General features: G+C 43.9%; 30 protein-coding genes. 21 read left to right on the top strand and 9 right to left on the bottom strand.

Translation table 11 applies throughout. The features are described 5' to 3' along the window. The first annotated feature begins 6 nt into the window (after positions 1-6). The 4 genes from J0K78_RS12620 (at position 7) to J0K78_RS12605 (ending at position 3,212) form a co-directional block, all read left to right on the top strand. Positions 7-828, top strand: a complete 822-nt coding sequence (locus tag J0K78_RS12620) for a peptidoglycan-binding protein (RefSeq protein WP_206947407.1) — start codon at positions 7-9, stop codon at positions 826-828. A gap of 203 nt (positions 829-1,031) precedes the next feature. Beyond that, on the top strand, positions 1,032-1,217 hold the full coding sequence (locus J0K78_RS12615) for a hypothetical protein (RefSeq protein ID WP_160911035.1): 186 nt from the start codon (positions 1,032-1,034) through the stop codon (positions 1,215-1,217). Positions 1,218-1,238: 21 nt separating this feature from the next. Beyond that, positions 1,239-1,535, top strand: a complete 297-nt coding sequence (locus J0K78_RS12610; RefSeq protein WP_160911036.1) for a DUF4212 domain-containing protein — start codon at positions 1,239-1,241, stop codon at positions 1,533-1,535. Positions 1,536-1,550: 15 nt separating this feature from the next. After that, positions 1,551-3,212, top strand: a complete 1,662-nt coding sequence (locus J0K78_RS12605; RefSeq protein ID WP_206947406.1) for a sodium:solute symporter family protein — start codon at positions 1,551-1,553, stop codon at positions 3,210-3,212. Positions 3,213-3,279: 67 nt separating this feature from the next. Here the strand turns inward: J0K78_RS12605 and J0K78_RS12600 are convergent, their stop codons facing one another. Together J0K78_RS12600 and J0K78_RS12595 are read right to left on the bottom strand one after the other, a co-directional pair. Beyond that, entirely contained in the window at positions 3,280-4,761 is a 1,482-nt protein-coding gene (locus J0K78_RS12600) for a gluconokinase (protein ID WP_206947405.1), read from the bottom strand. 14 nt (positions 4,762-4,775) lie between these two features. Next, the gene (locus J0K78_RS12595) at positions 4,776-5,633 is read right to left on the bottom strand and encodes a MurR/RpiR family transcriptional regulator (protein WP_206947404.1); all 858 of its coding nucleotides are present in this window, start codon (positions 5,631-5,633) and stop codon (positions 4,776-4,778) included. A gap of 348 nt (positions 5,634-5,981) precedes the next feature. On the opposite strand from J0K78_RS12595, the gene J0K78_RS12590 reads away from it, so the two are divergent. From J0K78_RS12590 to J0K78_RS12570, 5 genes are all read left to right on the top strand, one after another. Next, positions 5,982-7,031, top strand: coding sequence for a TRAP transporter substrate-binding protein (locus J0K78_RS12590; protein WP_206947403.1), 1,050 nt, complete (start codon positions 5,982-5,984; stop codon positions 7,029-7,031). Between the two features lie 75 nt (positions 7,032-7,106). Further along, the gene (locus tag J0K78_RS12585; protein ID WP_160911046.1) at positions 7,107-7,646 is read left to right on the top strand and encodes a TRAP transporter small permease; all 540 of its coding nucleotides are present in this window, start codon (positions 7,107-7,109) and stop codon (positions 7,644-7,646) included. Continuing rightward, positions 7,643-8,923: a TRAP transporter large permease gene (locus J0K78_RS12580; protein WP_206947402.1), complete on the top strand. Its 1,281-nt coding sequence runs from the start codon at positions 7,643-7,645 to the stop codon at positions 8,921-8,923. The genes J0K78_RS12585 and J0K78_RS12580 overlap by 4 nt, the downstream gene beginning before the upstream one ends. A 157-nt stretch (positions 8,924-9,080) precedes the next feature. Then, positions 9,081-9,977 (top strand): AEC family transporter, encoded by an 897-nt coding sequence (locus J0K78_RS12575; protein WP_115823988.1) that lies wholly within the window; start codon positions 9,081-9,083, stop codon positions 9,975-9,977. 16 nt (positions 9,978-9,993) lie between these two features. After that, a complete protein-coding gene (locus J0K78_RS12570; protein ID WP_206947401.1) occupies positions 9,994-10,257 on the top strand; it encodes an HPr family phosphocarrier protein in 264 nt (87 codons plus the stop codon). Positions 10,258-10,876: 619 nt separating this feature from the next. Here J0K78_RS12570 and J0K78_RS12565 read toward each other — a convergent pair. After that, a complete protein-coding gene (locus J0K78_RS12565; RefSeq protein WP_206947400.1) occupies positions 10,877-11,437 on the bottom strand; it encodes a transposase in 561 nt (186 codons plus the stop codon). 318 nt (positions 11,438-11,755) lie between these two features. Between J0K78_RS12565 and J0K78_RS12560 the strand changes: the two genes are divergently transcribed. From J0K78_RS12560 to J0K78_RS12550, 3 genes are read left to right on the top strand one after another with little or no spacing between them, the layout of a single operon-like run. Beyond that, entirely contained in the window at positions 11,756-12,301 is a 546-nt protein-coding gene (locus tag J0K78_RS12560) for a signal peptidase I (RefSeq protein WP_206947399.1), read from the top strand. A 25-nt stretch (positions 12,302-12,326) separates the two neighbouring features. Further along, on the top strand, positions 12,327-13,091 hold the full coding sequence (locus J0K78_RS12555; protein WP_206947398.1) for a hypothetical protein: 765 nt from the start codon (positions 12,327-12,329) through the stop codon (positions 13,089-13,091). A 59-nt stretch (positions 13,092-13,150) separates the two neighbouring features. Further along, positions 13,151-13,708 (top strand): hypothetical protein, encoded by a 558-nt coding sequence (locus J0K78_RS12550; protein WP_206947397.1) that lies wholly within the window; start codon positions 13,151-13,153, stop codon positions 13,706-13,708. 265 nt (positions 13,709-13,973) lie between these two features. Here J0K78_RS12550 and J0K78_RS12545 read toward each other — a convergent pair whose 3' ends face one another. Beyond that, a complete protein-coding gene (locus J0K78_RS12545) occupies positions 13,974-14,258 on the bottom strand; it encodes a hypothetical protein (protein ID WP_206947396.1) in 285 nt (94 codons plus the stop codon). Between the two features lie 47 nt (positions 14,259-14,305). Then, positions 14,306-14,779, bottom strand: a complete 474-nt coding sequence (locus J0K78_RS20310) for an RNA polymerase sigma factor (RefSeq protein WP_206947395.1) — start codon at positions 14,777-14,779, stop codon at positions 14,306-14,308. A 162-nt stretch (positions 14,780-14,941) separates the two neighbouring features. Between J0K78_RS20310 and J0K78_RS12535 the strand changes: the two genes are divergently transcribed. Continuing rightward, positions 14,942-15,436 (top strand): sigma-70 family RNA polymerase sigma factor, encoded by a 495-nt coding sequence (locus J0K78_RS12535; protein ID WP_206947394.1) that lies wholly within the window; start codon positions 14,942-14,944, stop codon positions 15,434-15,436. A 32-nt stretch (positions 15,437-15,468) separates the two neighbouring features. On the opposite strand, the gene J0K78_RS12530 is transcribed toward J0K78_RS12535, so the two are convergent. Next, on the bottom strand, positions 15,469-15,849 hold the full coding sequence (locus tag J0K78_RS12530; RefSeq protein WP_206947393.1) for a hypothetical protein: 381 nt from the start codon (positions 15,847-15,849) through the stop codon (positions 15,469-15,471). Between the two features lie 200 nt (positions 15,850-16,049). Between J0K78_RS12530 and J0K78_RS12525 the strand changes: the two genes are divergently transcribed. Beyond that, entirely contained in the window at positions 16,050-16,502 is a 453-nt protein-coding gene (locus J0K78_RS12525) for a VanZ family protein (RefSeq protein WP_206947392.1), read from the top strand. A 116-nt stretch (positions 16,503-16,618) separates the two neighbouring features. Here the strand turns inward: J0K78_RS12525 and thrB are convergent, their stop codons facing one another. The 3 genes from thrB to J0K78_RS12510 are packed head-to-tail and all read right to left on the bottom strand — an operon-like array spanning position 16,619 to position 19,876. Beyond that, complete coding sequence (gene thrB, locus J0K78_RS12520; protein WP_206947391.1) at positions 16,619-17,530, bottom strand: homoserine kinase; 912 nt, start codon at positions 17,528-17,530, stop codon at positions 16,619-16,621. Next, positions 17,527-18,582: a threonine synthase gene (gene thrC, locus J0K78_RS12515; RefSeq protein ID WP_206947390.1), complete on the bottom strand. Its 1,056-nt coding sequence runs from the start codon at positions 18,580-18,582 to the stop codon at positions 17,527-17,529. Before thrC ends, thrB begins: the two co-directional genes overlap by 4 nt. A 1-nt stretch (position 18,583) precedes the next feature. Continuing rightward, on the bottom strand, positions 18,584-19,876 hold the full coding sequence (locus J0K78_RS12510; RefSeq protein ID WP_206947389.1) for a homoserine dehydrogenase: 1,293 nt from the start codon (positions 19,874-19,876) through the stop codon (positions 18,584-18,586). 452 nt (positions 19,877-20,328) lie between these two features. Between J0K78_RS12510 and J0K78_RS12505 the strand changes: the two genes are divergently transcribed. The 7 genes from J0K78_RS12505 (at position 20,329) to J0K78_RS12475 (ending at position 26,231) form a co-directional block, all read left to right on the top strand. Next, positions 20,329-20,571, top strand: coding sequence for a hypothetical protein (locus J0K78_RS12505; protein WP_206947388.1), 243 nt, complete (start codon positions 20,329-20,331; stop codon positions 20,569-20,571). Between the two features lie 432 nt (positions 20,572-21,003). Continuing rightward, positions 21,004-22,710: a phospho-sugar mutase gene (locus J0K78_RS12500; RefSeq protein WP_206947387.1), complete on the top strand. Its 1,707-nt coding sequence runs from the start codon at positions 21,004-21,006 to the stop codon at positions 22,708-22,710. Positions 22,711-22,946: 236 nt separating this feature from the next. After that, entirely contained in the window at positions 22,947-23,402 is a 456-nt protein-coding gene (locus tag J0K78_RS12495) for an IDEAL domain-containing protein (protein ID WP_206947386.1), read from the top strand. 264 nt (positions 23,403-23,666) lie between these two features. Further along, positions 23,667-23,804 carry an anti-repressor SinI family protein gene (locus tag J0K78_RS12490; RefSeq protein WP_206947385.1) on the top strand — a complete coding sequence of 46 codons (138 nt, stop codon included), beginning with the start codon at positions 23,667-23,669 and terminating at the stop codon, positions 23,802-23,804. Positions 23,805-23,887: 83 nt separating this feature from the next. After that, positions 23,888-25,078, top strand: coding sequence for a helix-turn-helix domain-containing protein (locus tag J0K78_RS12485; RefSeq protein ID WP_206947384.1), 1,191 nt, complete (start codon positions 23,888-23,890; stop codon positions 25,076-25,078). A 275-nt stretch (positions 25,079-25,353) separates the two neighbouring features. Continuing rightward, a complete protein-coding gene (locus J0K78_RS12480; RefSeq protein ID WP_206947383.1) occupies positions 25,354-25,590 on the top strand; it encodes a helix-turn-helix domain-containing protein in 237 nt (78 codons plus the stop codon). A 77-nt stretch (positions 25,591-25,667) separates the two neighbouring features. After that, entirely contained in the window at positions 25,668-26,231 is a 564-nt protein-coding gene (locus J0K78_RS12475; protein WP_206947382.1) for a hypothetical protein, read from the top strand. Positions 26,232-26,418: the final 187 nt, after the last annotated feature.

The following is a 26,418-nucleotide window of genomic DNA, read 5'->3' as shown; positions in this document are numbered from 1 at the left end:
GATTTTATGATTACAATAGAAACCTTGAAGCAGCGCAGTTTGAACAAAATGGGGAATGTCCAAACACTCGTACAAGAAAAGGTTTGGAAAATGATTGAGCAGGCCTACAAAGAAGGGATATTTGTACAAATTTCCTCCGGCCATCGCACATATGAGGAGCAGGCCCGCTTGTATGGGCAGGGACGCCCAGATTATTTTTGGAACGGGAAAAGATATGGACACAGTGGGAACATTGTCACCTATGCCAAACCCGGCAAAAGTAATCACCACAGCGGCCGTGCGGTTGATTTTTTTCTCGTCAGTTCAGATGGGAGAAAAGCACTCTGGACGGTGAATCAGGATTGGCGTAAAGTAGCGGATATTGCTAAGTCACTCGGTTTTCATTGGGGTGGAGACTGGTCTAGCTTCAAAGATTATGCTCATCTCGAATGGCCGGAAAAATCCCCGGATATCCGTGATCTCCAAACAAAACTCCACCGATTAGGTTACGAACCAGGTCCCATCGATGGCCTGTATGGGCCGCGGACAAAACAAGCAGTCGTCGCTTTTCAACACCAGGAAGGGTTGGAAGTGGATGGAAGTGCGGGTCCGTTGACGACAAACAGGCTCAATGCGCGTACTTATCCGGGGCATCCGATACACTTCGGCGCTAAAGGACCCGTGGTCAAACGGATCCAGAGGGCAGTCGGAACAACAGACGACGGTCATTTCGGACCAATAACAGAAGCGTCCGTATGCACATTCCAGCAACAGCACCGGCTTGAAATTGATGGTGTTGTCGGACCTCGCACATGGCGGAAGTTGTTCGGAAACCGGCATCCCTCTTAGGATGCTGGTTTTTAATAGAATCGCACTGATGCATAAGAGGAAATTACATAAATCCTCGAAACTTGTCTAGTCATATCGTACCTGTTGACAAATTATGAGAATTTTATAATAATACAAGTTGTAATATTCAGTTAAATCTAAATATTCACACAAAAAATTTTACCAGAGTATGTTAACGCTTACACAAAAGGGGGGTAGATTCGTTGCTGATTCCGATTATTCTTTCCGTTATAACCGTACTTTCTGTTGTTTTCGCCCTGAAAAAGAAGCGTCCGTTCCTACTGGCCGTACCATTCATAGCGCTCTTTGGTGTTGCTCTAACCAAGATCATCATGGTGCCGATGCCGTTCTGGGAAACCGTACAGTTCATTTTTAACCTAAGAGGATAATGCGAAGGGAGGTGAATCGTTGTGAAAAAAATGGATCCACAGAAGGCGAAAGCGTATTTCCGTTTGCGTACGACTTTGATCATCATCTATCTCGCTATCGGGGCAATCGTATCTTTTGGAGTTGTTCTTTTTGCCGAAAGTCTTCAGTCCTTTACAGTGATGGGGATACCTCTTCCTTATTACATGGGAGCTCAGGGAGCTATTATTACGTTTATTGCACTTCTTTTCTTTAATGCCATCATCAGTGACGTCGTCGATAAGAAATTCGGGTTGGTACCAAAAGAAGATTCCGATCAAAATCAAGTGGTTAACCAATAGGATAGGGGGAGAAATATGGACGCACAGTTTATAGTCTCCCTTGCTTTGATTGTCGCTACTTTTGCTCTGTACATAGGTATCGCTGTCTACAATAAAGCAAGGGCTACTTCAGATTTCTACGTTGCCGGCCGCGGAGTGCCGCCTGTTTACAATGGCATGGCCATTGGAGCGGATTGGATGAGTGCAGCTTCATTCATCGGACTCGCCGGTACGGTCATGATTCTTGGATACGATGGACTCGCATACATTATGGGCTGGACAGGCGGGTATTTACTGCTTACGTTCCTTTTAGCTCCACAGTTAAGAAAATATGGCCGGTATACCGTGCCGGAATTCATTGGAGACCGCTACCGCAGCAACACGGCTCGATTGATTGCGGCTGTAGCGACGATTATCATCAGCTTCACTTATTCCGTCGGTCAGTTGTCCGGTTCAGGAGTCGTCATCGGGCGTTTGTTCGAAGTGGACACTGTAATCGGAACGTTGATTGGCGTTGTGCTGATCGCCTTTTACTCAGCGATGGGTGGAATGAAAGGAATCACCTGGACACAGGTCGCCCAGTACTTAGTATTGATTATCGCGTATTTGATTCCGGTCATTTTCATGTCGCTGCAGCTTACGCAGAACCCTGTCCCTTGGATTTCATACGGGGACGTCATTTCGGAGATGCGTACGATCGATCAGGAGTTGGGCATTTCTGAATACATCATTCCATTTACAGAAGGATCGAAATGGCAGTTCATCGCTCTGATGTTCACACTGACGGCGGGAACAGCTGGTTTACCACACGTCATCGTTCGTTTTTATACGGTAGCGACCATGAAAGCCGCTCGCTGGAGTGGAGCCTGGGCTTTGCTCTTCATCGGTTTACTCTATTTGTCCGCTCCTGCCTACGCTGCTTTTTCCCGTTTCATCTTGATGACGGAAGTGGCTGGTTCGCAATTGAATAATCTTCCCGCATGGACACAAGCCTGGGTGGATACCGGACGGCTTTCCCTTGCGGACAATAATAGTGACGGGGTCCTTCAGTGGTCGGAACTTGTCATCAGTAATGATATCGTCGTTATGGCAACACCAGAAATCGCAAACCTTGGCATCTTCGTCATCGGTTTGATGGCTGCCGGTGCGATGGCGGCTGCCTTATCGACAGCCGGTGGTTTGATGATCGCGATTTCCGCCGCCTTGTCCCACGACATTTATTTCCGCTCCATCAATCCGAATGCGAGTGAGAAAAAACGTCTGGCTGTCGGACGCTGGTCGATCGTCCTTGCTACTGTAGCAGCAGGTTTGATTGCCTTGAATCCGCCAGGGGCCATCACGCAAATCGTCGCCTGGGCCTTCGCTTTAGCATCCGGATCGTTCTTCCCGGCCCTGCTTCTCGGCGTTTGGTGGAAGCGGGCAAATGGACCTGGAGTTATTGCCGGTTTGCTTGTCGGCCTTTCCGTGACACTCGGATACATTTTTGCAGCGAAATACGGAGGATTCACGATTCTAGGAATCATTGATACCGGTGCAGGAGTCTTCGGGGCATCCGCCGCTATTATAGCGAATGTCGTGGTCTCTCTCGCAACCGCACCACCTTCCAAACAAACCCAGGACGAAGTCACAGACCTCCGTTACCCGGAACAAATCGAATACAAAGACGGAGAATACTGGCTCAAAGAAAAAGTCAAATAAAAACGAAAAAACAGGCGTACCAGGTCATCCAATATTTGGATGACCTGGTACGCCATTTATTTACATCTTACATACGATGAAGTTTTTCGAAGTCGGATTGCAGTTTGCCTGATACGGATTCGTACACTTCAAAGAGGGCTTTGTATTTTTGATGATTCTCGGTATTTGGTTCATAATGTTCCTTCATTGGGATCGAAGATTTAATCGATGCTAAGCTGTCCACGTGACCGAGACTGTACAAGGCTACCCAGGCAGCACCCCAGGCGGAACTTTGGTGGCTCACCGGAATGTCGATCCGCTTGTTGAAAATGTCAGCGAGCATCTGAACCCATGTCTCTGACCGGGCGAATCCGCCACTCGCATAAATTCTGTCATGCTTGTTGCCAAGACGCTCCAGGGCACTCCCAATATGTAAAATGGAAAACAGCACGCCTTCCATCGCGGCTCTCGTCATATGTTCCTTGCCGTGGGCAGGTGTGAGACCAATGAAAGATCCTTTCGCTTCCGCGTTCCAGAACGGCGCGCGCTCCCCATTTAGATAAGGAAGGAAAATCAAATTCCCCGCACCCGCTTCCACTTCACTGGCTAGACGAGTCAACTCTTCCACTGAAACTTTTTCCTCACCGGAAAAGAGCTGCTGCACCCATTGCAGCACAAGCCCCCCGTTATTGGACGGTCCGCCGGTAATCCATAAATCATCGGTAAAGCTATAGGAGAACACCTCCTGTTGATCATCCAGAAGCGGTTCACTGGAAAATTGACGGATTGCTCCACTTGTACCAATGGTGATCGCTGTCTCACCAGGCTGAATCGCGCCAATACCAAGGTTCGCCAAAGGGCCATCACTGCCGCCGATAACAAACGGCGTTTCCGCACCCAGACCAGACTTTTCAGCTACCTCCGCATCCATACTTTTCATGGCATACGTCGGATTCACTGGTTGGAAAAGCTGTTCAGCATGAATGCCCGCAATGGCCAGGGTTTCTTCATCCCACTTGTTTTCGTGAATGTTGAAAAGACCGGTGGCTGCAGCGATTGAATAATCGACCACTTTTTCCCCGAACCAGCGATACAATAAAAATTCTTTCACCGACACAAAATAATCAGCCTTTTCCCATGGTTCATAGTGGTTGTTCTTCATCCATAACAGCTTCGATAACGGAGACATTGGATGAAGCGGTGTACCTGTGCGCCGATACACATCGGGGTGGCTTTCCTTCAAGGTGTTCGCTTCCTCTGCACTGCGCGCGTCTGCCCAAATGATCGACGGGGAAAGAGGAGCACCTTTTTTATCCATACAAATCAGGGAGTGCATAGCGGCAGAGATCCCGACGCCCACGATGTCCTCGCGTTTAATGGTTTCTGTACTTAAGTTCAACGCTTCTAGTGCGGCTTGCTCTATTTGAAGCGGGTCCTGTTCGGCGTGACCGACGACAGGGTGGGAGAGGGGGTAAGCCACTTCGTATTCAGCGGCTACCTCTCCATTTTTATGAAAAACGACGGATTTCGCGCTCGTCGTTCCAAGATCTAATCCAATCACATAACTCATCTTAAATTTCCTTTCTACACACGCTTTCTTGAGATCGCATCACGCATGCGCTGCGTAGCGGTCTGCGCTTGTTCCTTCATTTTTACACTATAATTGACAAAAAGAGAATCGATCAGCGAAAGACCGGCGATTCTCGAAGCGAGCGCTTCTGAGCGGAATTCCGTTTCCTCTGCGACGGTATACAAAGACAAATCGACCACTTTTGTCAGTGGAGATTTAGCGAAGTTCGTTATAGCGATAATCTTCACATGATTCTCTTTCGCGACATCCACAATATCGAGAATATCCTGATTCGAACCGGTATGAGATATAACCACCGCCACATCCGTTTCTCTCATTTGCGAAGCGGACATCAGCTGTAAGTGTGTATCCGGGTACGCATAGGCTTCCATTCCGGTCCTCATAAACTTGTGCTGGGCATCCATCGCAAGGATATTCGAGCCCCCACTACCAAAAAAGAACACCCGATCGGCTTCGACCAAGTACTCCATCGCTTTTTTCAACGAAAGCGGGTTCTGGACATCCCGGGATGTTTCAAGTGCCCGGATATTCGCTTGAAACACTTTTTCAGTAATTTCAAAGTCGGTATCTTCTTCAGATATCTTTTCATGGATATCCTGGATCGGATTGACGATTTCTGAGGCTAAAGCAATTTTCATGGCCTGATAGCCTTTAAAACCTAAGCGCTTACAAAATCTGAAAACGGTTGCATCCGCGACCATAAGATCATCGGCGACCTGGTTAATGGTAGAGTGAACAATGTCTTCTGTATTTTCTAAAATGTAATCAGCGATCAGTTTTTCTTTTTCACTGAACTGTGTATAAGAAGAACGGATTCTACTGATGACGTGTTTCGTGGGAGCTTCAATCATAGGGATTCCTCCTTCGAAATTCCACTTTCTCTTATTGTATATGAAATTAATTTCAAAAGAAAGTTTGGGTTCGTTGAAATTTTTTTCTGAAAAACTATTGAACTAAAAAAGATTTATTGTATAATCGAAATTACAGAAAATAATTTTCACATTTTTCAACACGTTTTTTTTAGTAGTTCTTTGAAAGCGCTTCTAATCCAGACGCGGAGGGAGATGTACATACGGAAACTATTTTCTATGGAATCGATTCCTGTTTCGTTGGCCCTTCATTGAAAGCGGTTACCGTTTCGGGAATAGTACGTAAGCTTTGTGAAAAAAATTTTACATACAAAAGGAGAGAGGTTGAACATGAAGAAATTATTTGGTTTATTGTCCATGGTTCTTTTGATTACGGTCCTTGCCGCTTGTGGTAACGGCGATGCAGAGTCCAGCAGCGGCGAAGGTGAAAGCGCTTCAGGCGACAGCGGGGAAACAAAAACGATTAAAGCGGGTATCGGTCTGAACAGTGACCACCCTCAGTACAAAGGTCTATTGAAGTTTAAGGAAATTGTGGAAGAGAAAACAGACGGTGCGATCAAAGTGGATACATATCACAGTGGTCAGCTTGGTGACGACCGTTCCATGACGGAAGCACTTCAGCTTGGTACACAGGAAGTGGTGGTTCCTTCTACAGCACCACTAGCGAACTTCGTACCAGAATTCAGCGTCTTCGATATTCCGTTCCTTTTTCCTAACGAACAAGTAGCGGACGAAGTGTTAGACGGTGAAGTTGGACAAGAATTGCTTGGTAAACTGGAAGAACAGAACCTTGTAGGCCTTGCTTATTGGGAAAATGGTTTCCGTGACCTTACAAACAGTGAGCGTGCGGTAGCATCTGTTGATGACTTCGATGGTTTGAAAATCCGTACAATGGAAAACGACCTTCACCTGGATGCCTTCAAGGCACTGGGAGCAAACCCTACACCAATGGCATTCACAGAATTGTTCACAGCAATGCAGCAAGGTACAGTTGACGGTCAGGAAAATCCTTATGCAACGATCTATCTTCAAAAGTTCTATGAAGTTCAGGATCACGTGTCTAACACACACCACATCTACAGCCCATTCGTATTCTTGATGAGCAAATCATTCTATGATGGTTTGACAGAAGATCAGCAGAAGATTGTGAAAGATGCAGCAGTAGAAGCAGGTAAGCATGAGCGTAAGTTGAACCGTGAAGCGAACGAGAAGTATTTGAAACAGCTTCAAGAAGAAGGTATGGAGTACACAGAAATCTCTGATGAAGCTCGCCAGGAAATGGTCGACGCAGTAGCTCCTGTCATTGAAGATTACAAGAGCAAGATCGGTGAAGAAACCGTAGACAAAGTGTACAAAGCGATTGAAGACGCGCAAAAATAATAGAATGAAAAAGGGTACGCTGTAGCGGGTCTGCAGCGTATTCTTCTCCATTCAGGGTCAGTTGAGGTGAAGAAAATGAACATCATTCGAGCGATCGACCGCAGATTTGAAGAAGTATTGCTCGTCATTTTCTCGACCATCATGGTCAGTGTCATTTTCCTGCAAGTCGCGATGCGTGTGTCGGGAAATTCACTGTCCTGGTCAGAGGAACTCGGACGGTACTGCTTCATTTGGTTAGTGTATATCGGAATCAGTTACGGAGTGAAGAAGCAGCGCCACATCAAAGTGGATGTCATGCTGCTGTTACTTAAAGGAAAAGCAAAATTGATGCTCGCCATCATTGCGAATCTACTATTCTTAGTTTTCAGTTTGTATGTGGTCGTCAATGGATACAGCATCGCTTCCCAATTATTATCGTTCGGCCAGCAGTCACCGGCCTTACATATACCTATGGGGCTTGTTTACATGGCGACACCAGTCGGATTTGCTTTGACAGCGATCCGTCTCGTACAAAACTTGATCGTTCAGATCAAAATGCTGATTGGTAAAAAAGAACTCGACGTCGACGATGAACGCGATCGTATGCAGCAGCAGGAAGGAGAGGATGAATCATGACAACAATCGTATTATTCGGGACATTCGCCCTCTTCCTATTGCTTAGTGTACCGATTGGAATCGCTCTCGGATTATCGACACTTGCGACCATCTTCTATACGGGCGCCATTCCGGTGCAGTTTTTAATGAAGGAACTCGTCACATCTGTCGACTCATTCCCATTGATGGCCGTTCCCTTTTTCATCCTAGCCGGTGAAATCATGGGGAAAGGCGGCATATCCGAGAGACTGTTCAACTTCGCAAACGCTCTGGTAGGTAACAAAACGGGTGGATTTGCGATGGCGACCATCGTCACATGTATGTTCTTTGCAGCGATTTCCGGTTCAGGACCAGCAACCGTTGCAGCCATCGGTGGCATTATGATTCCCGCCATGGTGAGACAAGGATATGACAAGAAATTCGCGACAGCTACGGTAGCTGCAGCGGGTTCCATTGGTGTCATCATCCCTCCAAGTATTCCAATGGTCATCTACGGTGTCGTTGGTGGAGCCTCCATCGGAGACATGTTCATCGCAGGAATTATCCCAGGATTTATCGTCGGTGGAGCACTTCTTGCTTGGGCGTACATTTATTCAAGACAACAAGGGTATAAAGGTCTGGCAGAAAAAACGTCCCTCGCAAACATCGGAAAAACACTCTGGGAAGCCAAATGGGCCCTTGTCATTCCTGTCATTATCTTAGGTGGGATTTACGGCGGAATTTTCACACCGACAGAAGCAGCCGTTATTGCTGTCGTGTACGGTATGATCGCCGGCTTGTTTCTGTACGGTGAACTCAGGATCAAAGACATGCCGAAAATTTTCGCAGATTCAGCTTTGACGACGGCGACCGTCCTGATCATCGTTGGTTCCGCAACAGCTTTCGGCCGTCTACTTACGATCGAGCAGATCCCTACGCAAGTGGCCAACTTCATGTTGTCCATATCAGAAAATGAGATCATTCTGATTCTATTGATCACATTGCTTCTGCTTATCGTCGGGTGTTTCATGGATACACTGGCAGCGATCATCATATTGACACCGATCCTGCTACCGATTGCCGTAAACCTTGGTTACGATCCGATCCACTTCGGAATCATCATGGTCGTGAACCTGGCGATCGGATTCATTACACCGCCACTCGGCGTCAACTTGTTCGTCGGATCCGGAATATCCGGGCTCTCCATCGAACAGTTGTCCCGTGCGATCATCCCTTACTTTTTCGCGATGATCTTCTCGTTACTGATGATTACATTTATTCCAGAGTTATCTCTATGGTTGATCAGCTTCGCTGAATGATGAAAAAAGGACTGACCCTCCTTGTACGTCACCCGGAATCCCTTGCTTTTAGGCAAGGGGTTTTTCGGTTTTAGGCGTTCACCCCTCAGTTTAAAAGGAAAGGCGGTGCGGACGCCGTCTAATAGATGGCGGGACGCAGCCGAACGGTAAATGTGTTATGAGTGTATTTATCCAAGTCGTATTGCCGGTTATTCTCATTTTCGGAGCCGGCTTTACCATACAAAAAATCGCTAAACTAGATGTGAAATCTGTATCGACGATCGCCCTGTATGTGATGCTTCCCTGTTTAGTTTTCCAGACATTTTACGAAGCGGATTTGAACGGGGAATATTTGATGATGCTCGTCTTCTCCGGCCTGTTGCTTTTCAGCATTCTTGGAATCAACAAAATTGTCAGTAAGGTGAAAAACTACGACCAGAGCATGGAGAGCGGGTTGATTTTATCAACGGCGTTCATGAATTCCGGGAACTACGGCGTACCGATCATTCTGTTTGCTTTCGGTGAAGAAGGATTTGTCTACTCCGTGTCCTTCATGGTTCTGCAGGCGATCATTATGAACTTCTTTGGCGTGTACTATGCGGCTAAAGGAACCTCCGGATTGAAAATGGCCCTGCTTTCTGTTTTGAAAATGCCACCGACGTATGCGGTACTTGTGGCACTTCCCATGAATCTTGGCGGAGTACCCGTCCCGGAGAATCTTATGAACAGCATCGACTTGCTGGCTGCCGCAACGGTTCCGATGGTAATGGTCGTGCTCGGCATGCAGCTTGCCGGCATCCCATTGAGGAACCTGGAATGGCCGAAAGTTTCCTATGCCACGACCCTTCGTCTGATTGGTTCACCACTCATCGCCTTCGTTCTGACATTAGTGCTGCCGATGAGTGACATGATGGCTGCTGTGCTGATCGTTTCCGCGGCCATGCCTTCAGCAGCAACGACAACGATTTATGCCGTCCAGTTCAATTCGAAGCCGGACCTTGTTTCAAGCATTACTTTAGTGACGACGTTATTCAGTATCGTCACCATCCCTATACTATTGAACCTATTCATATAAAAGGAGGAAGATTGAAATGAGCGAAAAAGTATCGAAAGATGTGAAGGTACACATGAAAGAAACACAAACAATCATGGAACTCTCCCAGATCATCCAAAGCTATGATGCAGAAATCATTCTGAAGAAAGTGGTCCAGGGAAGCGTGCATGAAGCCAATCTGAAAAGCTTCCTCGGCCTGATCAACTTAAGACTGCACGAAGGCGACGAAATCGAAGTCACCTGCATCGGCCCCGACGCCGCCCAAGCCCTCGAAGAAGTAGAAACCTTTCTTCAGCCTTAATTGGAATTTTATGTAAGACCTGGTCCCCCATTATTTGGGGACCAGGTCTTTTTTAGCAGGACTTTTAAGCTTTTGAATCCATTCTATTTCGCATCAAACTTTCCTCTATGCACCAGTAAAAAAATGCCGGAATGGATGATGAAAATAGAAAAAGTATGGTCGGATAAAACCTGGTGAATAAACCTTCCAGATTGTTTTCAAGCAGCGGAAAAAAGAGTAGAAAAAGTGGTCCTCCTACGAGATGGAAGAGTAGAGAAACGTTTCGTACGTTCTTAGATTTAATTCTTCCTTTTTTCCACAATGCATCACTTAACCCTTCACTAATGAGTGACCAGAACGGGGCGTAAACAAAAAATGCAAAAAGGAAATGGATGTTAGTAACCGCAGTCATCAACTCTACGATCTCCCATCCTAGGATGAAACTCGAAAAAAGGGTGAATAAGAGAAAAATGAAATAAAAAATCATGCCCACCAAGAACTTTCTTAAATACATATTCTCAGTCATATACATATGCACTTCCTTAGAAAAAGATATGATGTCGAATAATCATTATAAACTTAAGTTATCATAAATTGTGAGAGGATAGAGGTTCTGTGTGGGATTTTATGTAAGACCTGGTCACCCATTATTTGGGTGACCAGGTCTTACTTTATTTGCCATTTGAACGAAAAACTCATACTGCTTCACGTCTTTGAAATAAGAAAGAATCGTAGAGGTGGAAACGAACTCGGAGTAATAAGGTGAGGGGGATAAGTAATGAGCGTAACTGCTCCATTTGTAATCTTCAGGCTGAAAGGTGATGAGTGCCCGGCAAGGGTTCAAGTGAATATAGCGACTGACCTGGAGCACGGCATTCACATCATCCTCGAGCTTCGCTTTATAGGGTCCTTCAAAGAGATGACCGGCATAGCCATATTTTTTGTTAAAATACATGGCATATTTAGAGTGAAGATCTTTCATGAAAGTGCCTGGTGGGAGTTCAATGGTTTCGATAAGAAGGTGTACGTGGTTGGACATGAGGCAAAAAGAGTGGAGGTGGAATGGGTGGGAAAGCTGTGCTTCCTGCAACAGTGTTAAATACTTGTACCTGTCTTTCTCATCATAAAAAATATCTACTTTTCGGTTTCCTCTAGCCGTTATATGGTACCAGGCCTTCGGAAACCATCGACGCTTACGCATAACATCAATCCTTTCTCCTTCAATAATCACACCTCTCCTTTATTCGACAAAAGCGTCCAAACTCCTGCACCATTTCCAAATATTGTTGTACCAGGTCTTGCAAATATTGTAAATTGAATTGCCGCATAGAGTTAACAATTTTCTTGTTTTGTCAAACTTTAATATATGCCGAAAAAAAGAGTAAATAATAAAGAATCGTTCTTTATATTGAACGTTGCATTCAATATAAAGTTGTTTTGAGAAATATAAAGAAATACAGATATTTACAATTAATATATTATAAAATACAATCGTTCTTTAAAGAAAACGAAACGGGAGGTGAAAAAAATAAAACTATTGTACCAGGTCATGAAATCCACGGGGATAGTAGTCGTATGTATCATTTTAATGATATCTGCTTATTTGTTTTATCAAGCGAAGACAAATCCTCTGAATCCTCCAGAATTATTTGGTATTCAAGTATACACGGTCATAAGTGGCAGCATGCAGCCTACGATTTCCCCAGGTGACATCATCCTGGGAAGTAGTAAAGTGAAGGGAGTTAAAGAGGGAGATATCATAACTTTTGTCCATGACAGTGAAGTGATCACGCACAGGGTGACCAACATACATACAAGTGCTGAAGGAGAAGTCTATAAAACGAAAGGTGACGCCAATGAAACGGCAGATAACTTCGAATTAAATGAGTCCGAAGTATTATCCACACACCTGTTAACTATTCCTTACCTTGGGTATATGGCTGGTTTCGCTAGCAGTACAACTGGGTTTGTATCGCTCATTATTGTCCCCCTTTTATTGCTTGGTCTTTTTGAACTTATGAACCTTTTTAGAAAAGAAGATGAAAAGGATAAGAAAACAGCTTAAAAACAATATGCGGAGGTTAGACGAGATGAAGAAAATGAGGAAAATTGCTCTTGGAACGGTAATTGGTGGCTCTATGTTGGCAGCAGTAGGGTTTGGAACAGCCGCTCAGTTTGGGGAAACTTTCTCCTCCAAAGATAATGCGGTGCAAGCTGCGAACTTTAGTGTAGAGAATAATTGGGGGGAACTTGGTAAAGATGGATCCTCACAATTTAATATTGATAAACTTGCTCCAGGAAAAGGCGGGATGTATCAGTTCGGCATCGATACGAGAGGTTCAGATGTGCCAGTAATGCTCGATGTTAAAGCTGATGTAAAAGGAGCTTTAGCAGGTGGAAACTCCCCTGTACAATTTAAACTCGTGAACACAACAGGAGATACCTATCATGTTATTGATGAAGATGCTTCTGATGGATTGACATTCACGACGACGGATAGTGTTCAAACCTATGCGGTAGAGTGGTACTGGCCTGAGGATACGGATCGTAAGACAAGTAACAAGTTCGCTGGAAAAACAGCGAAAGTAAATATTGAAGTAGATGCCAACCAAGTGATTGAAAAAGAACTCACTACTACCATATGGTCCAAGGCAACCGGAACAATTAACGGTGTAAACGTTAAATTTAATGATGAGGCTAAAGTTGAAATCAACTATGATGGAAAGACGTATGTGGCCTCGTATAATTATATGGATGAAAAGAAACAAGTCCAAGTTAATTCAACAAGCGAATTAACGCCTGTATTCGGTAGCCAGGGAATAAATATTAAAGTACCAGATGGTTTCGTGAAATAATCATATCAAAAAAGAGGACAGGGGCCCTGTCCTCTTTTTTACTAAAGAAGGGTGTTCTTATGAAGAGAGTATTAAGTGTGGTTCTGACTATTTCCCTAGCATTCATTTTCATAGGAAAGATAAGTACAGATACCTATTCAAAATTTTCCTACTCAGACACAGCATCATTTGAAATACAATCAATAGATAAGAACGAGATGATAGGTGAAATAAAGGAAGAGAAGTTGGATGCTTCAGAAAACGTTGATGGAGAAAAAGAGTTAGTTAACGAAGGCGAAAAAGACGAGAATAGCGTTGAGGAAAAGACAGGGGATAGCGATAGTGAGGAAGTAATAGAGAAGGAAGTAGAAGAAAGTGAAGAAGTAGAGAATACTCCTGCTGAAAATGAAACGGACGAGGAAGAAGAAAAGGTAGTAGAAGAAATAGAAGAAGAAGAGAAAGAGATAGAAGAAACACAAGAAGAAAAAAGCGAGGAAGGTTCTGAAGAGGAAGAGATTACAGATAAAAAAAGCGGGGAGCCTTCCAAAGAAAAGGAAAGGGGTTCTGAAGACAAAGAAAAATCAGAAGATAACCAAGAGGATATTGAAGCTAACAAGAAAAATGAATTGAAAAAATAAAAGGTCCGCCCATACAAATTAGGCGGACTTTTTTATGAGCTTTTTTCCTTCTTTTTGTCCTTCCAGAACATATAAAGGTTCAGGCATAGAAACGCGACACTGAAGATGGCGCTGAAGGTCGACATTTCAACGACATTCGTGAACCAGCCCAGAATTAAATAAATGAGAAAAAATCCGGCAAATCCGAGATAGAGCATCGTCTCTTCCTTTCCATAAAACGTCCCCTACATTATAACATTCGAAGGAACTTGAAGGAAAATCATGATTACTCCGGTGGATACATGTGAAACCGATAAACGTTGAATTCATTGCCGGCTTCGATGGTGTAGGACTGAATGGGGAGGTGGGCAAACAAGGTGCCGTCGGTTTGTTCAATGGAGATGTCGAGTACGAGTTCTCGATCTTCTAACAATGGCAGCGGGAAAGGATTGACGATTTCCACCATCCATTCGTAAGCGAGACGCTCGAGAAATGCATGAGTGAACGTGGTTGGTGCATCATCGAGCCAAATATTCGCAAGAGGGAACAAGGACCGGGACGTTTGTTCCAAAGAGGATTCCTCCGTTTTTATTGGGATAATAATATTTTCCCTATTTCCTACGTGGGTAAACAGTCGACTACTTTCCTCCTGATCTGTCTTCGAGCTCTTAGAATTGTAGAAGGGCTCTTTCCTATCAATAACTTCATTTGATTTACAGTGTAGCCGGTATAACTTTTTTCGAAAATGACTCGTTCCATATAGGTGAGAGAAGAGTAGTGATAAATGTCAAGAAGGAGAAGGGGTTCGTGCAGCGGGTCTTTTTCATGTGGTTTTTGATGGATGGAGAAAAGTTGAATGGCTTTCCTGTTTTGATGGTTTTTCCTGTTCATCGTTTGGAAGTGTCTGTACAAGGTTTGAATGAAAAACGTGGAAAACTTGCTGCGTTCGGAGTCATACTTTTCTACACAACGTACGTAAATGAGGTAGCTTTCCTGCAGGCAGTCTTCATAAGGCTCCGGGAGCTTCCAACGAAGGAGGCAGGAATGGATAAGGCGTTGATAAGCGGGGAAATCAAGAATATGATCTTTCATAACACACTCCTTTCTATGCATCTATTATCCTGTATTTCCCAACGAATGGAAAGAAAAATTCAATTTTCTTCTACATAAAATTGAAAAATTTGCAAAAACATGACACCAAAATCCCTTTTTCTATCGATTATAGTATGAAGGATTATTTAGGGAGGGTGTCTTATGGTTATCGATGATATGTTTGAAAAATTAGTAGCAGAAAGTGAAGAGTTGATTCATTTTCATATTCATAAGCTGAATATTAGAGATCGAAACGGCGATTTCTATGCCGAAGGTCTTTTCGCTCTGTGGAATGCCTACCGTACATATGACCCTGAGGCGGGAACCTTGAAGTCATACATGCACTGGAAAGTCCGCAATGCGTTGATTGATAAAATCCGTAAAGATTCGAGAACCTATGAGCAGGAGGAGGGGATCGCCGAGCAGATGGTACAGGAGGGACGCGATCAATGGGAGGACGAAATTACAGACGAACTCCTATGGAACCAGGTAAAAGAGGCGCTCACACCGAATCAGTGGAAATGGGTCTATCACTATATTATTAGGGACCGGTCCATTTCACAGATTGCTCGTCTGGAAGGAGTAACTCAGGATGCTGTGAAAAACTGGGGGAGGCACGCAAGGAAGAAACTGAAGGAACTTGGTAAGACCATATAAAAAGCCTCGGAGGGGACCCCGAGACTGTGCGCTTATTTATTAATGGTTATATTTATTTTGCTCAACCCAAGCGCGCGTGCAGCTTTAATCATCTTAACCGCCTCTTGCTCTGCATCCTGGATTTGCACGTCATTTCTGGAAATGCTCAACGTCGTCCCGCCAGACAACATCGTCGCTTCCTCTGATGTATGTTGATCCTCTTTAATCGATAAAAACGATTGTGGTTGTTCTTCCATCATTTCTTCCTGACGCATACGATTGACACGTCCGCGAATCTTACGACCGTGATACACGACGCTCGCATACGGGCATCCTGTCTCTGCAGCAATTTCTCGGTAGTTTTTATCTGTCTCGCCGATTAGACGTTTTACTTCGCTGAGGTCATAGTCGTATTGTTTACTCTTCTTCGCCATTTCGAATCCCCCTTTTGATTTTCTAATAATATTGTATACAAATTTTCCCCTTAATAATAGTGTGAGTTATTAATTCTTTAAATCTTTTAAAATCATTTACAGTTGTTGTAAACTATTAAATATGCAAATGAAAAGATAATAGGAAAGTGTGACTGATTTTGTGTAAAAAAGTTATTTATGGTTTATTACCCCTGGGTGTAATGGGTTTAATTTTCTTCTTTTCTTCCCAGCCCTATGAACAACAGGACCTGCGTCCAACGGTGAATCTTTATATGAATTTAGATTTTATAAAACCAGTGTTATCCCTCATCGAATTTACTTACTACGGGGAGACGATCAATATAGAAAGCCGTGGGGTTGACGGCATGCTGGAGTTTCTCATTCGGAAAGCTGCCCACCTGACCGTTTTTTTCTTCCTCATGATCACGACATTCCTCGCTTTTCATCACAACACAGAGTGGGGCTTAAAAGGCAAATTGATCGTATCTTACATGATCACCGTCCTTTATGCTTGTTTGGATGAATATCACCAGTCGCTCACTCCAAACCGCACGCCCTATGCCGGAGATGTCGTCTTAGACAGTGTCGGAGGTTTGGCGGGAGTTTTACTCATTCTTCTCTTTTATATTAGAAAAAGCACGAGGAAACGTTAATCCTGGACTCCATATTTTATAGTAGCGCGCCAAAGAGAGTCCGAGTCGCGCCAAACGCTGACCAAGACACACCAAAACAAAAAGAGAACCAGCACTCCATGTACTGGTTCTCTTTGTCATTTTTCAGGCGTCAAAACCAATGTTTCCGCACCACTCAGGTTCACTTGAAGCGGTTCGACCTTATAATCTTCCAGATCCAATTCAAGTCGTTCTCGTTTACCTTTATTCCATTCATCAAAAAGGGCCACAGTGGTCGGTCCTGCCCCACTGATGTAGTGGCCGAGCGAATGTTCTTTTTCCAGAATCTCTTTAAACGAAGAGAAGCCTGGAATGAGAATCTGTCGGTAAGGCTGATGCCAACGGTCGCTCTGCATCATTTTTCCGGCAAGTGCCCAATTTTTTGTAGCTAAGGCAGCGACGAGTACATTGGCGCTCCCGCTATTGTTGACCGCCTGTTTGTATTCCATTTCCACAGGCAGCAACCCACGTGCTTTTTCCGTTTCCAAATGATAGTCGGGAATGATGGCGAGCCAGGTCAAATCATCCATTCCTTCTGTAAAATGGACATAATCCAAATGCTCCCCGTCATAATTAGAAACCATAATACCGCCGAAAATCGCCGGTCCTACATTGTCAGGATGCCCCTCAATTTCGCAGGCAATTTTAAATTTTTCATAACGACTTAAACCGAGGTCCAGGAGGTGATCAGCCAGTTCAATCCCTCCCACTACTGCGGTTGATGAACTGCCAAGCCCTCGGGCGATCGGGACGTCATTTGTTAATTCCACATGGGTGGGCGGAAGCTCTTCATGCCCCATGGCTTCGGCTGTGAATAACGCCGTCTTATAAATCAGGTTGTTTTTACCCGAAGGGATATAAGGCTGGTCTTCTTCAGGAACGGAAAAAAACCATTCATCGGCCGGCTGGCAGTCAAGCGTCACATATTTCGATAGCGCAATACCGACGGAATCAAATCCCGGGCCGAGGTTCGCGGATGTCGCAGGCACTCGGATTTGAAACCGGCTCATGATTGAACACCTGTCACAGCAGAAGCGAAGATGTTGTAATCATTTTCGATGCGTGTCGGTTTGACTGGGCTCTGGTCCATGGCTGTCGTCGGATCCTTCAATCCGTTCCCTGTTAACACATGAACGATTTTAGAACCTTGTGGAATCGTACCGTCTTTCACTTTTTTAATCATACCTGCGATGGAAGCACAGGAGGCAGGCTCAGCGAAAACGCCTTCTTTTTGCGCGAGATACTGATAAGCTTCAACGATTTCTTCATCTGTCACTTCATCAATCAGGCCATTCGATTCGGCACGCACGCTTAACGCTTTATCCCAGCTTGCCGGGTTCCCGATTCTGATCGCTGTCGCCAATGTTTCCGGATCTTCGATAATCTGATTGCGGACGATCGCGGCAGAACCGCTCGCCTCAAAGCCCATCATCTGGGGCAGTCCGGAACCATGTCGCTCGTTATATTCTTTGAACCCTTTCCAGTACGCCGTAATGTTTCCGGCATTACCGACAGGGATACTTAAGATATCCGGTGCAGTGCCAAGCGCATCACAAACTTCAAAGGCAGCCGTCTTCTGTCCTTCGATACGGTAGGGGTTCACAGAGTTTACGAGAGTGACCGGCTCATTCTCCGCCATTTTCCTTACCATACGAAGAGCGTCATCGAAGTTCCCTTTGATTGCAAAAATTTCCGCGCCGTACATAACCGCCTGCGCCAGTTTTCCTTCTGCGATTTTTCCATCAGGGATGACGACGATGCAGCGAAGGCCGGCTCGTGCCGCAAACGCAGCTGCTGAAGCGGAAGTATTCCCTGTTGAAGCACAAATCACAGCCTCTGAACCTTCTTCAATCGCTTTTGCCATCGCCATCACCATGCCGCGGTCTTTGAAAGAGCCTGTCGGGTTCGCTCCTTCAATTTTGACATACCCCTCGATTCCAAGGTCCTGGGAGATGGATGGAATCGGAAGGAGAGGAGTATTCCCCTCATGCAACGTCAGTTTTGGTGTTTTTTCGGAAACGGGTAAAAACTCTCCATATTCATGAATCAATCCACGCCACATGTCAGTTTCCTCCTTCTACACGGAATATGCTGTCGATATTTCTTACAGAATCGAGCGATTCAATATCCTGAATCGCTTTTTCAAAATCTTCCTCGCTCACTTGATGAGTGACCATCATCAATTCACGTTCGCCTTCCTGATCAGTCGAACGCTGGGTGAATTGATCGAAAGAGAGGTCGTATTGGGCGAAAATGTTCGTCAGGTCGTTCAACATGCCTGCCTTGTCATCAACATGAAGACGGATATACTTCTTCGTCAGCTGATCTTTCTTCGCTTTCACCTGCTTAGGGAACTGTGGCTGCACATAGGCTGTACCTGTTGTCCCGAGGCGGATGTTTTTCAATACGGCGATCAAGTCCGCTACCACAGCAGTGGCTGTCGGAAGTTTCCCGGCACCCGGTCCATAGAACATCGTTTCACCTACGGCATCCCCGTACACATAAACGGCATTGAATTCATCATTCACAGAAGAAAGCGGATGTTGAATCGGAAGCAATGTCGGCTCGACACTCACAGAAACGCCGTTTTGGTCATTCTCGGCAATCCCAATCAGCTTGATGCGATACCCAAGTTCTTCTGCATAGGTAATATCATCTGAAGAAATGCCGCGGATCCCTTTGATATCTACATCTTCTAAACTATAAGGCATAGAGAAACCTAAGATTGATAGAATTGTCATTTTCCGAGCCGCATCAAGTCCATCAACGTCAGCCGTCGGATCAGCTTCTGCGAAACCAAGATCCTGTGCTTCCTTCAAGACACTGTCAAAGTCCACCCCGTCCTGGGCCATTTTCGTCATAATATAGTTTGTCGTGCCGTTGACGATTCCCATCATTTTTGTAATACGATCGGAGGACAGGCCGTCCATGATCGAGCGGATAATCGGAATACCGCCGGCCACACTCGCTTCGTAGTACAAGTCGCAATTGTGCTTCTGACAGGCTTCGAAAAGCTGCTCACCATGCTGGGCGACAAGATCCTTGTTCGCCGTGACGATGTGTTTTCCGTGTTCAATGGCTTCTAATAATATAGTAAGCGTGTGATCGATCCCACCCATCACCTCTACGATGACATCAATCTCCGGATCTCTCGTAATATCCTGGTACTGATCCGTCAACTGGGTTTCAGCCGGAACCTCGCGGGGCTTAGACATGTCACTGACAAGCACAGACTTAATCGTGACATCACACCCTGTCTTATGTTCAATGCGTTCTTTATGATCGCGGAGGATCTCAATCACTCCACTTCCGACCGTTCCAAGTCCTAGTAGTCCTACGGTAATGGCTTTATTCATCGTTCACACTCCTTGTCTACTTGAAATAAACATTATTCTTTGTATAAAGGACATTGTAACGGAAAGGAAATTGAAGCACAAGACCGAATTATCCGACGATTTCACCTTCCATATATTGTATGACCTGGTACACCAGAAAATGGGAGTGTGTATTTTAGTTATTCCTCCTACCTGAATGGACTCACCGTCTGAATAGATAGATTTAGTCGTGCTTCTTAAGTTAGTAGATGAACTTTTACAATAAATTAACAAACTTGGAAAAAGTAAATTTGTAAGGTGTTTTCACAAAGAAAAGGGCGTTTTAATATTATTTTTAAGTGGAAAATCATTTTATCTAAATCATTTATTGTAAAAAATTGCAAATGGTATTAAGTGAAAAATATAGGATATATTGACTAATAATGGAAGGTACATTATAACTAAATGGGACAGATGAGGAGGTGAAACTATAAATGAACGTTTTAACACAGGCGAGGATTCAAGAAGTATTACTATTACCTAAGACTTTTGAAGTCTATGATGAATACGTAAGGAGACTTATGAAAGAATGGGGAATATATGGACGCGAAGATGAATTTATAAGAGAAGGAAGAGCAACCGTCTACCGCCTCCATAAAGAGAAGAAAGAGACGATGGATATAGATATATGTATAGAGATAAGAAAAGATCTGCTAAAATTTTTTCCCTCAGATTAACTCATTATAAGGAACAAAAGAAAGAAGGCCGCTAGCTTCCACAGCGGCCTTCTTTTTTTGGGAATGATAGGATGACCAGGTCATACAAATATTCCCATTGTACATTCCGCATGAGAACAGTATTAAGAGTGGAATTCATTTATTGGGAATAAAAGGTGTACCAGGTCATACAGATATTTCCATAATAGAAACATCCTACTTAAATGTTACAATATTAGATGAAGTTACATAGTTTATTAGTTTTCGGTGTAAAAAGGTAAGAAAAGTAAAAGATTTCTATCTAAATGCGCCGAAAAAACAGGATTTCAAACAAATAATGGCGAATGAAAAGAACTAGAGAAGAACGAGTTGGAATGCAATGATAGACTTCCACTCATAAAAAATGGCTTCCCTAAATCGCTAAAGAAAAATAATCACGAAGGAGTGTTGTGCATGTGGAAAAATGATTACAACCGTTGGAAAGAATTTACCGAACTTGATGCTGACCTTGCATCAAAGCTGGAAGAACTAACATCAGATGAACAATCTTTGGAAGATGCTTTCTACAAGAACCTGGAATTCGGGACAGGTGGAATGCGCGGAAAGCTCGGACCAGGAACAAACCGCATGAACATCTACACAGTGAGAAAAGCGGCCGAAGGCCTGGCCACCTATGTCAACGACCAGGGCTTGTCCAACAGGGGCGTAGCGATCGCTTATGACTCCCGTTATATGTCCAAGGAGTTCGCAGTAGAGACCGCACGTGTCCTTGGCCACCACGGCATTCCTTCTTATGTATTCACGTCCTTAAGACCGACGCCGGAATTATCCTTTGCTGTCCGCCACTTGAACGCAGCAGCAGGTGTTGTCGTGACGGCGAGTCACAATCCTCCGGAATATAATGGTTTCAAAGCCTACAACGAGGACGGCGGTCAACTTCCTCCTGAGCAGGCGGAAATCATGATCGATTTTGTAAACAAAGTGGAAAACGAATTGAAGGTCGAAGCGGCTGATCAACAAGAACTGGAAGAACAGGGACTGCTTCGCTGGGTTGATGATGAAGTCGATGAGGCTTATCTTGAAGCATTGAAAGGAGTTACGGTCCAGCCGGATATCCAAAAGGATCTATCCCTCGTGTTCACGCCACTGCACGGTACGGCTCGTGATCTTGTTGAAAAAGGCCTGCAGCAGAGTGGATTCACGTCCATTCACATCGTTGAGGAACAAGCGAAGCCGGATCCTGAATTTTCTACTGTAGCCTCTCCGAACCCTGAGGAGCATCAGGCTTTTGAGATGGCCATTGATCAAGGAAAAGCCATTGGGGCTGACTTGTTGATGGCGACAGACCCTGATGCCGATCGGCTAGGTGTTGCTGTTCCGAATGAAAAAGGCGAATATGTCGTTCTTACAGGGAACCAGACGGGTGCCCTTCTTCTGGATTACATTCTAGGTCAATCCGAACAATTACCGCAGAACGGGCTGCTGATCAAGACGATCGTAACCTCTGAATTCGGACGGGTTATTGCTAACTCCTACGGGATCCGTTCCCTCGACACGCTGACAGGCTTCAAGTTCATTGGGGAAAAAATTCGTGAATATGAACAAAGTGGAGAGCACACGTTCATGTTCGGCTATGAGGAAAGCTACGGGTATCTGGTTAAAGACTTTGCCCGTGACAAGGATGCTGTCCAGGCCGCTGTCCTTGCAGCAGAAGTCGGGGCGCATTGGAAGAATCAAGGGAAAACGTTACTGGATGCTCTGGATGAGTTGTATGAAAAACACGGCTACTTCCTTGAGGACCTACAATCGATGAAACTTGAAGGGAAATCAGGGACAGAGCAAATCAAGGCGATTATGGACGACTTCCGTAACGCAGAAATTAGAGAAGCGGGTGGGAAGAAAGTCGTTGCCATCGAAGATTATGCGACCACCATCCGTAAACATGTCCAGGACGGAACCGAAGAGGAAATCGATCTTCCGACGTCCAATGTCGTTAAGTTCATCCTTGAGGACGACTGCTGGTTCTGCCTGCGCCCGTCAGGTACAGAACCGAAAATCAAGTTTTATTACGGTGTGAAATCCGGCACAAGAAAAGAAAGTGAAGAGCTGCTGGCCGCTGTAAAAGCAACCGTCAACGAACGTTTGCATGCGCTTATCTAAATTGTTGAACCTCCATCCCGCGGGATGGAGGTTTTTTATTATGGATTTGAATGAAGTCTCTATTGCGCTCAGCTGGTTCGTTACCCATTCAGACACAATCGCTCCACCAATAATACCTTTCAAAAACGCCGAAACCCAAAGCCCAATCCAGATTAATCGCTTTCATTTTGTTGACAAATACGCGATAATAGAATAAAATACTGAAAATTCAGATTTAATGAAAAAGGGGTGGGCCCATGTTGAACATAAAAATGCTTAAGCCATACTATGTTAAAGAAGACAAACGCTTCATTCGAGTCGTTCTAGCCTACCAGTACTTTTCGCTGCTCATCGATAACGAGTTGTATCAGTTCATCCCGATGGAATCAAGAGAAATTATAATCGACCGCAATCGTCAACGGGTGCATAACGTTTTCGATATATTCGTTTTTCAACGAGGCAAGAAAATGGTTTATGTTTCTGTCTCCGATCTATTGCAATTGTCTGAGTTTATCTCGCACCTTCATTCGATTGTGTCGCCGTATTATGAAGAGGGGATCGAAATTAGTCAGCAATCATCTAAAGAAGTGAAGGAAATCATCCGTGAATTAGAAAAAGATAACCTTCGACGCCTCATCGACAAGGCGATCGATCAACATGATGAAGACGCCTTCCGTCTTCTCACTGAAAAATGGAATAACATGTACTCATGAAAACACCCAGGTGTGAATTCAATCATGCCTGGGTATTTATTTCCCATACTTTATTCGTCAAAAAAATACAACATCTTTATTCGGCTTATCAAAAACTATCTGAAAAATGTGAAATTTAAGTGATAATAGTTCAATTGAGTTCAAGATTTATCCATTATAATAATACATATAACAAGGACAAAGTGATACGAGTATTGATGATACTGGTGAAGACCATTCATCAAGCTCTGCTCATCGATTTGACCATTAGGGGAGGTTGACCGGATGGAAACGCTGCCTAGAGAACGGAAGTTGGATGAAGAATGGGTGTTTTTATTGAAAGAAGCGAAAGCCATGGGGTTAAGTAAAGATGAGGTTAAAAACTTTTTAAAACGTCAATCAAAATCAGCCAAAACGGTCTGACATCCTTTACTTGAAAGGGTGTTCTTTTTTTGCCATGATAGAGAAGTACTAAGCATAAAGAAGGGGCAGGAAGAGAGGTCCTTATGAAAAAATATGAGTTAATGAACTTGTTGAAAGATTGTTCAATCACTATGAACATCCCTGTGTTAATGTTTAATGAACGAAATAAGATGATTTACCATTATCCTGAAGATTTTCAAAAGCCGCCCAAAGCTCTCAGAAGTATACATAAAACCTATATCAACGAGTGTAGAAAGCATCCCTTTACCATGCAAGTGTACACAGATCATTATTATCAACATCTTTTCTTATACCCTTATGTAGATGAAAACGGAAAGGACCTGGTGATCGGAATTGGTCCTTTTGTCCAACAGGAAGTAAGCCACAAACATGTAAGAATGAACCTTATTATGAATGATTTGGATGCTGGGTTGGAGGAACCATTTGTCGAGTATCTTGCTCAACTCCCGATGCTGAACCAATCGCAGGTAAGCGCGCTTAAACGGTTGATGAACCAACTATTACCGAAGCAGAAAAAAAAGGTGACGGGGAGTATGGAACAGGAGAAAATTCATAAGCAGTATCAATCCTTCACCCAAACGCTATCTTCTTATCCTGAGACAATAGCAACCAAACAAAAATTCATCGAATTATTTAAAAATGGTCAAAATGAAGCCATCGAAGAGTACGAAAAGCTCCGAGAGAAAACGTTAAACGGAAAAGACCTTCGCCATCATAAAAATCAAATGATTCGTTGGATTTCTGAATTAGGGCATGTATGTATGGAAAAAGGTGCCCAGCAGGATGAAGTTGAATCGTTAAGTGATTTTTATATCAATTTTTTAGAAGCTCAAGGAACGGAAGAAGATTTGAAAGCCTTAGAAATGAACATCCTTAAATCATTTTTAGAGCGGATACAGAAGATTGGTGAACGAAGGATGTATTCTCCATTGGTGGAAAGAACGCAGAAATACATTTTCCAAAACTTAACCAAAGATTTGACCTTGAAAGGAATCGCTGAAGCTCTTAATGTTAATCCGAATTATCTATCGGGAGTCTTTACAAAAGAAAAAGGGATTTCTATTACTCAGTTCATAAATCAACAACGGATAAAAGAAGCGAAGGAATTATTATGTATCACTCATCATTCCCTTATGGATATCAGTACGTTGCTCGGATATAACAGTCAGAGCTATTTTACTCGAGTGTTTAAAAGTATCGAAGGCATCGGGCCGAAAGAGTTTAGAAATAAATACAGAGTTTATGAGGAATAAAAAGACGGATCACCATTCGTCTTTTTTTTTATGTCCGTTTGCTGCCAAGGAAGGACAGCAAGCTCCAATAGGAAGGTTTCTTATTACTTAAACCCATTGTTTGAACGTTCTTATTAAAGAAAAGATGAGGTTGGAGTAACAGAGTTTTCATTAGAAAATATAAAGGTAAGTAAATATAACTGTTTCTTTTAATGAATAAAAGCATTATAATATTCTTAATAGAGAACAAAGTGGTATGGGAAATCAATTATTGGCCAAGAAAGCGAGGTAAAGAAATGACCCCTATCGGAGAGAAGATACGCGTACTAAGAATGGGGAAAAATTTATCAGTTAATGAGTTTGCAAAAAAGTCCGGGGTTTCGAAATCCTACATCAGCAATATTGAGCGCGGCGTCCAAGCCAACCCTTCGCTTATCGTGATGGGGAAGCTTGCGAAAACTCTTGACGTTTCATTGGAAGAATTATTGACTCATAAGTATGCCCGTGCAGAAGATGATGAGGAAAAGGTTTGAAGTGAGTAGCGCAGAGTGCGATTTCATTCTTATAAAAGAACCACCCGTTGGATGGATAAGAGAGGAGGAGGAGGAAGGTGAGAAATAAGGTCATGTTCACAAGAGAAGCAGCTCGAAGGAACATTTATTCCATTCCTCTTCCACCTTTGCACGCTCCGTCTGATGAACGGCTGAATTTGAATGCCGTCGTATCTTACTATTCCCAGCTATGTCTAAAATCCGGATGGAACGTGCTGAGGAAAGAAGGACATATATATGTAGAAAATCAGGGGGAAGAAATCGCAGGATCGGAATGGACGGATGGAATCATAGGAGATGCTTCACCGCTTTCTTACTTGCAGGCGGCTGTATGCGATCATCATCTCAATGAATACAGCACCCATAAAACATCAGTGATTGAAGAAGCAATCATAGATGACGCCTATGTGCGAGCCTTGGATTTGCTAGGAGAATGGGACTTCGGGGATATCAAAAGAAGTCTCAATCCCATCTTTTTCTATGACTCTCTGGATCATCCCGCAGTGATTTTCTTTACTTTTCATCTGGAAGGAAAGAGGATCCTGCAAAAGCACATTCATCGTTTCAGCAAACACAGCTACAGACTTAAAGTTCTACACAAGACATGGATGACAAATGAATAAGGATAAACGCAACCTGACGAGCGCCTGCCCCCTCGCCGTCAGGTTCTTTTTTGTGTGGAATCGCTTCCTGTACGGCTACCCACACGGGTGTTAGGGATGAATCATATTATATTCTGACAATTTTTATTTTATTTTGTAGAAAAATAGTATAATATAAGAGGGAGATTCAATTATTTAACATATTTCC

The organism is Halobacillus sp. GSS1, assembly GCF_017307035.1.
Lineage (GTDB): Bacteria > Bacillota > Bacilli > Bacillales > Halobacillaceae > Halobacillus > Halobacillus litoralis.
Note: the sequence above shows the minus strand (reverse complement) of the source record. Positions and strands in the feature narration are given on the sequence as shown.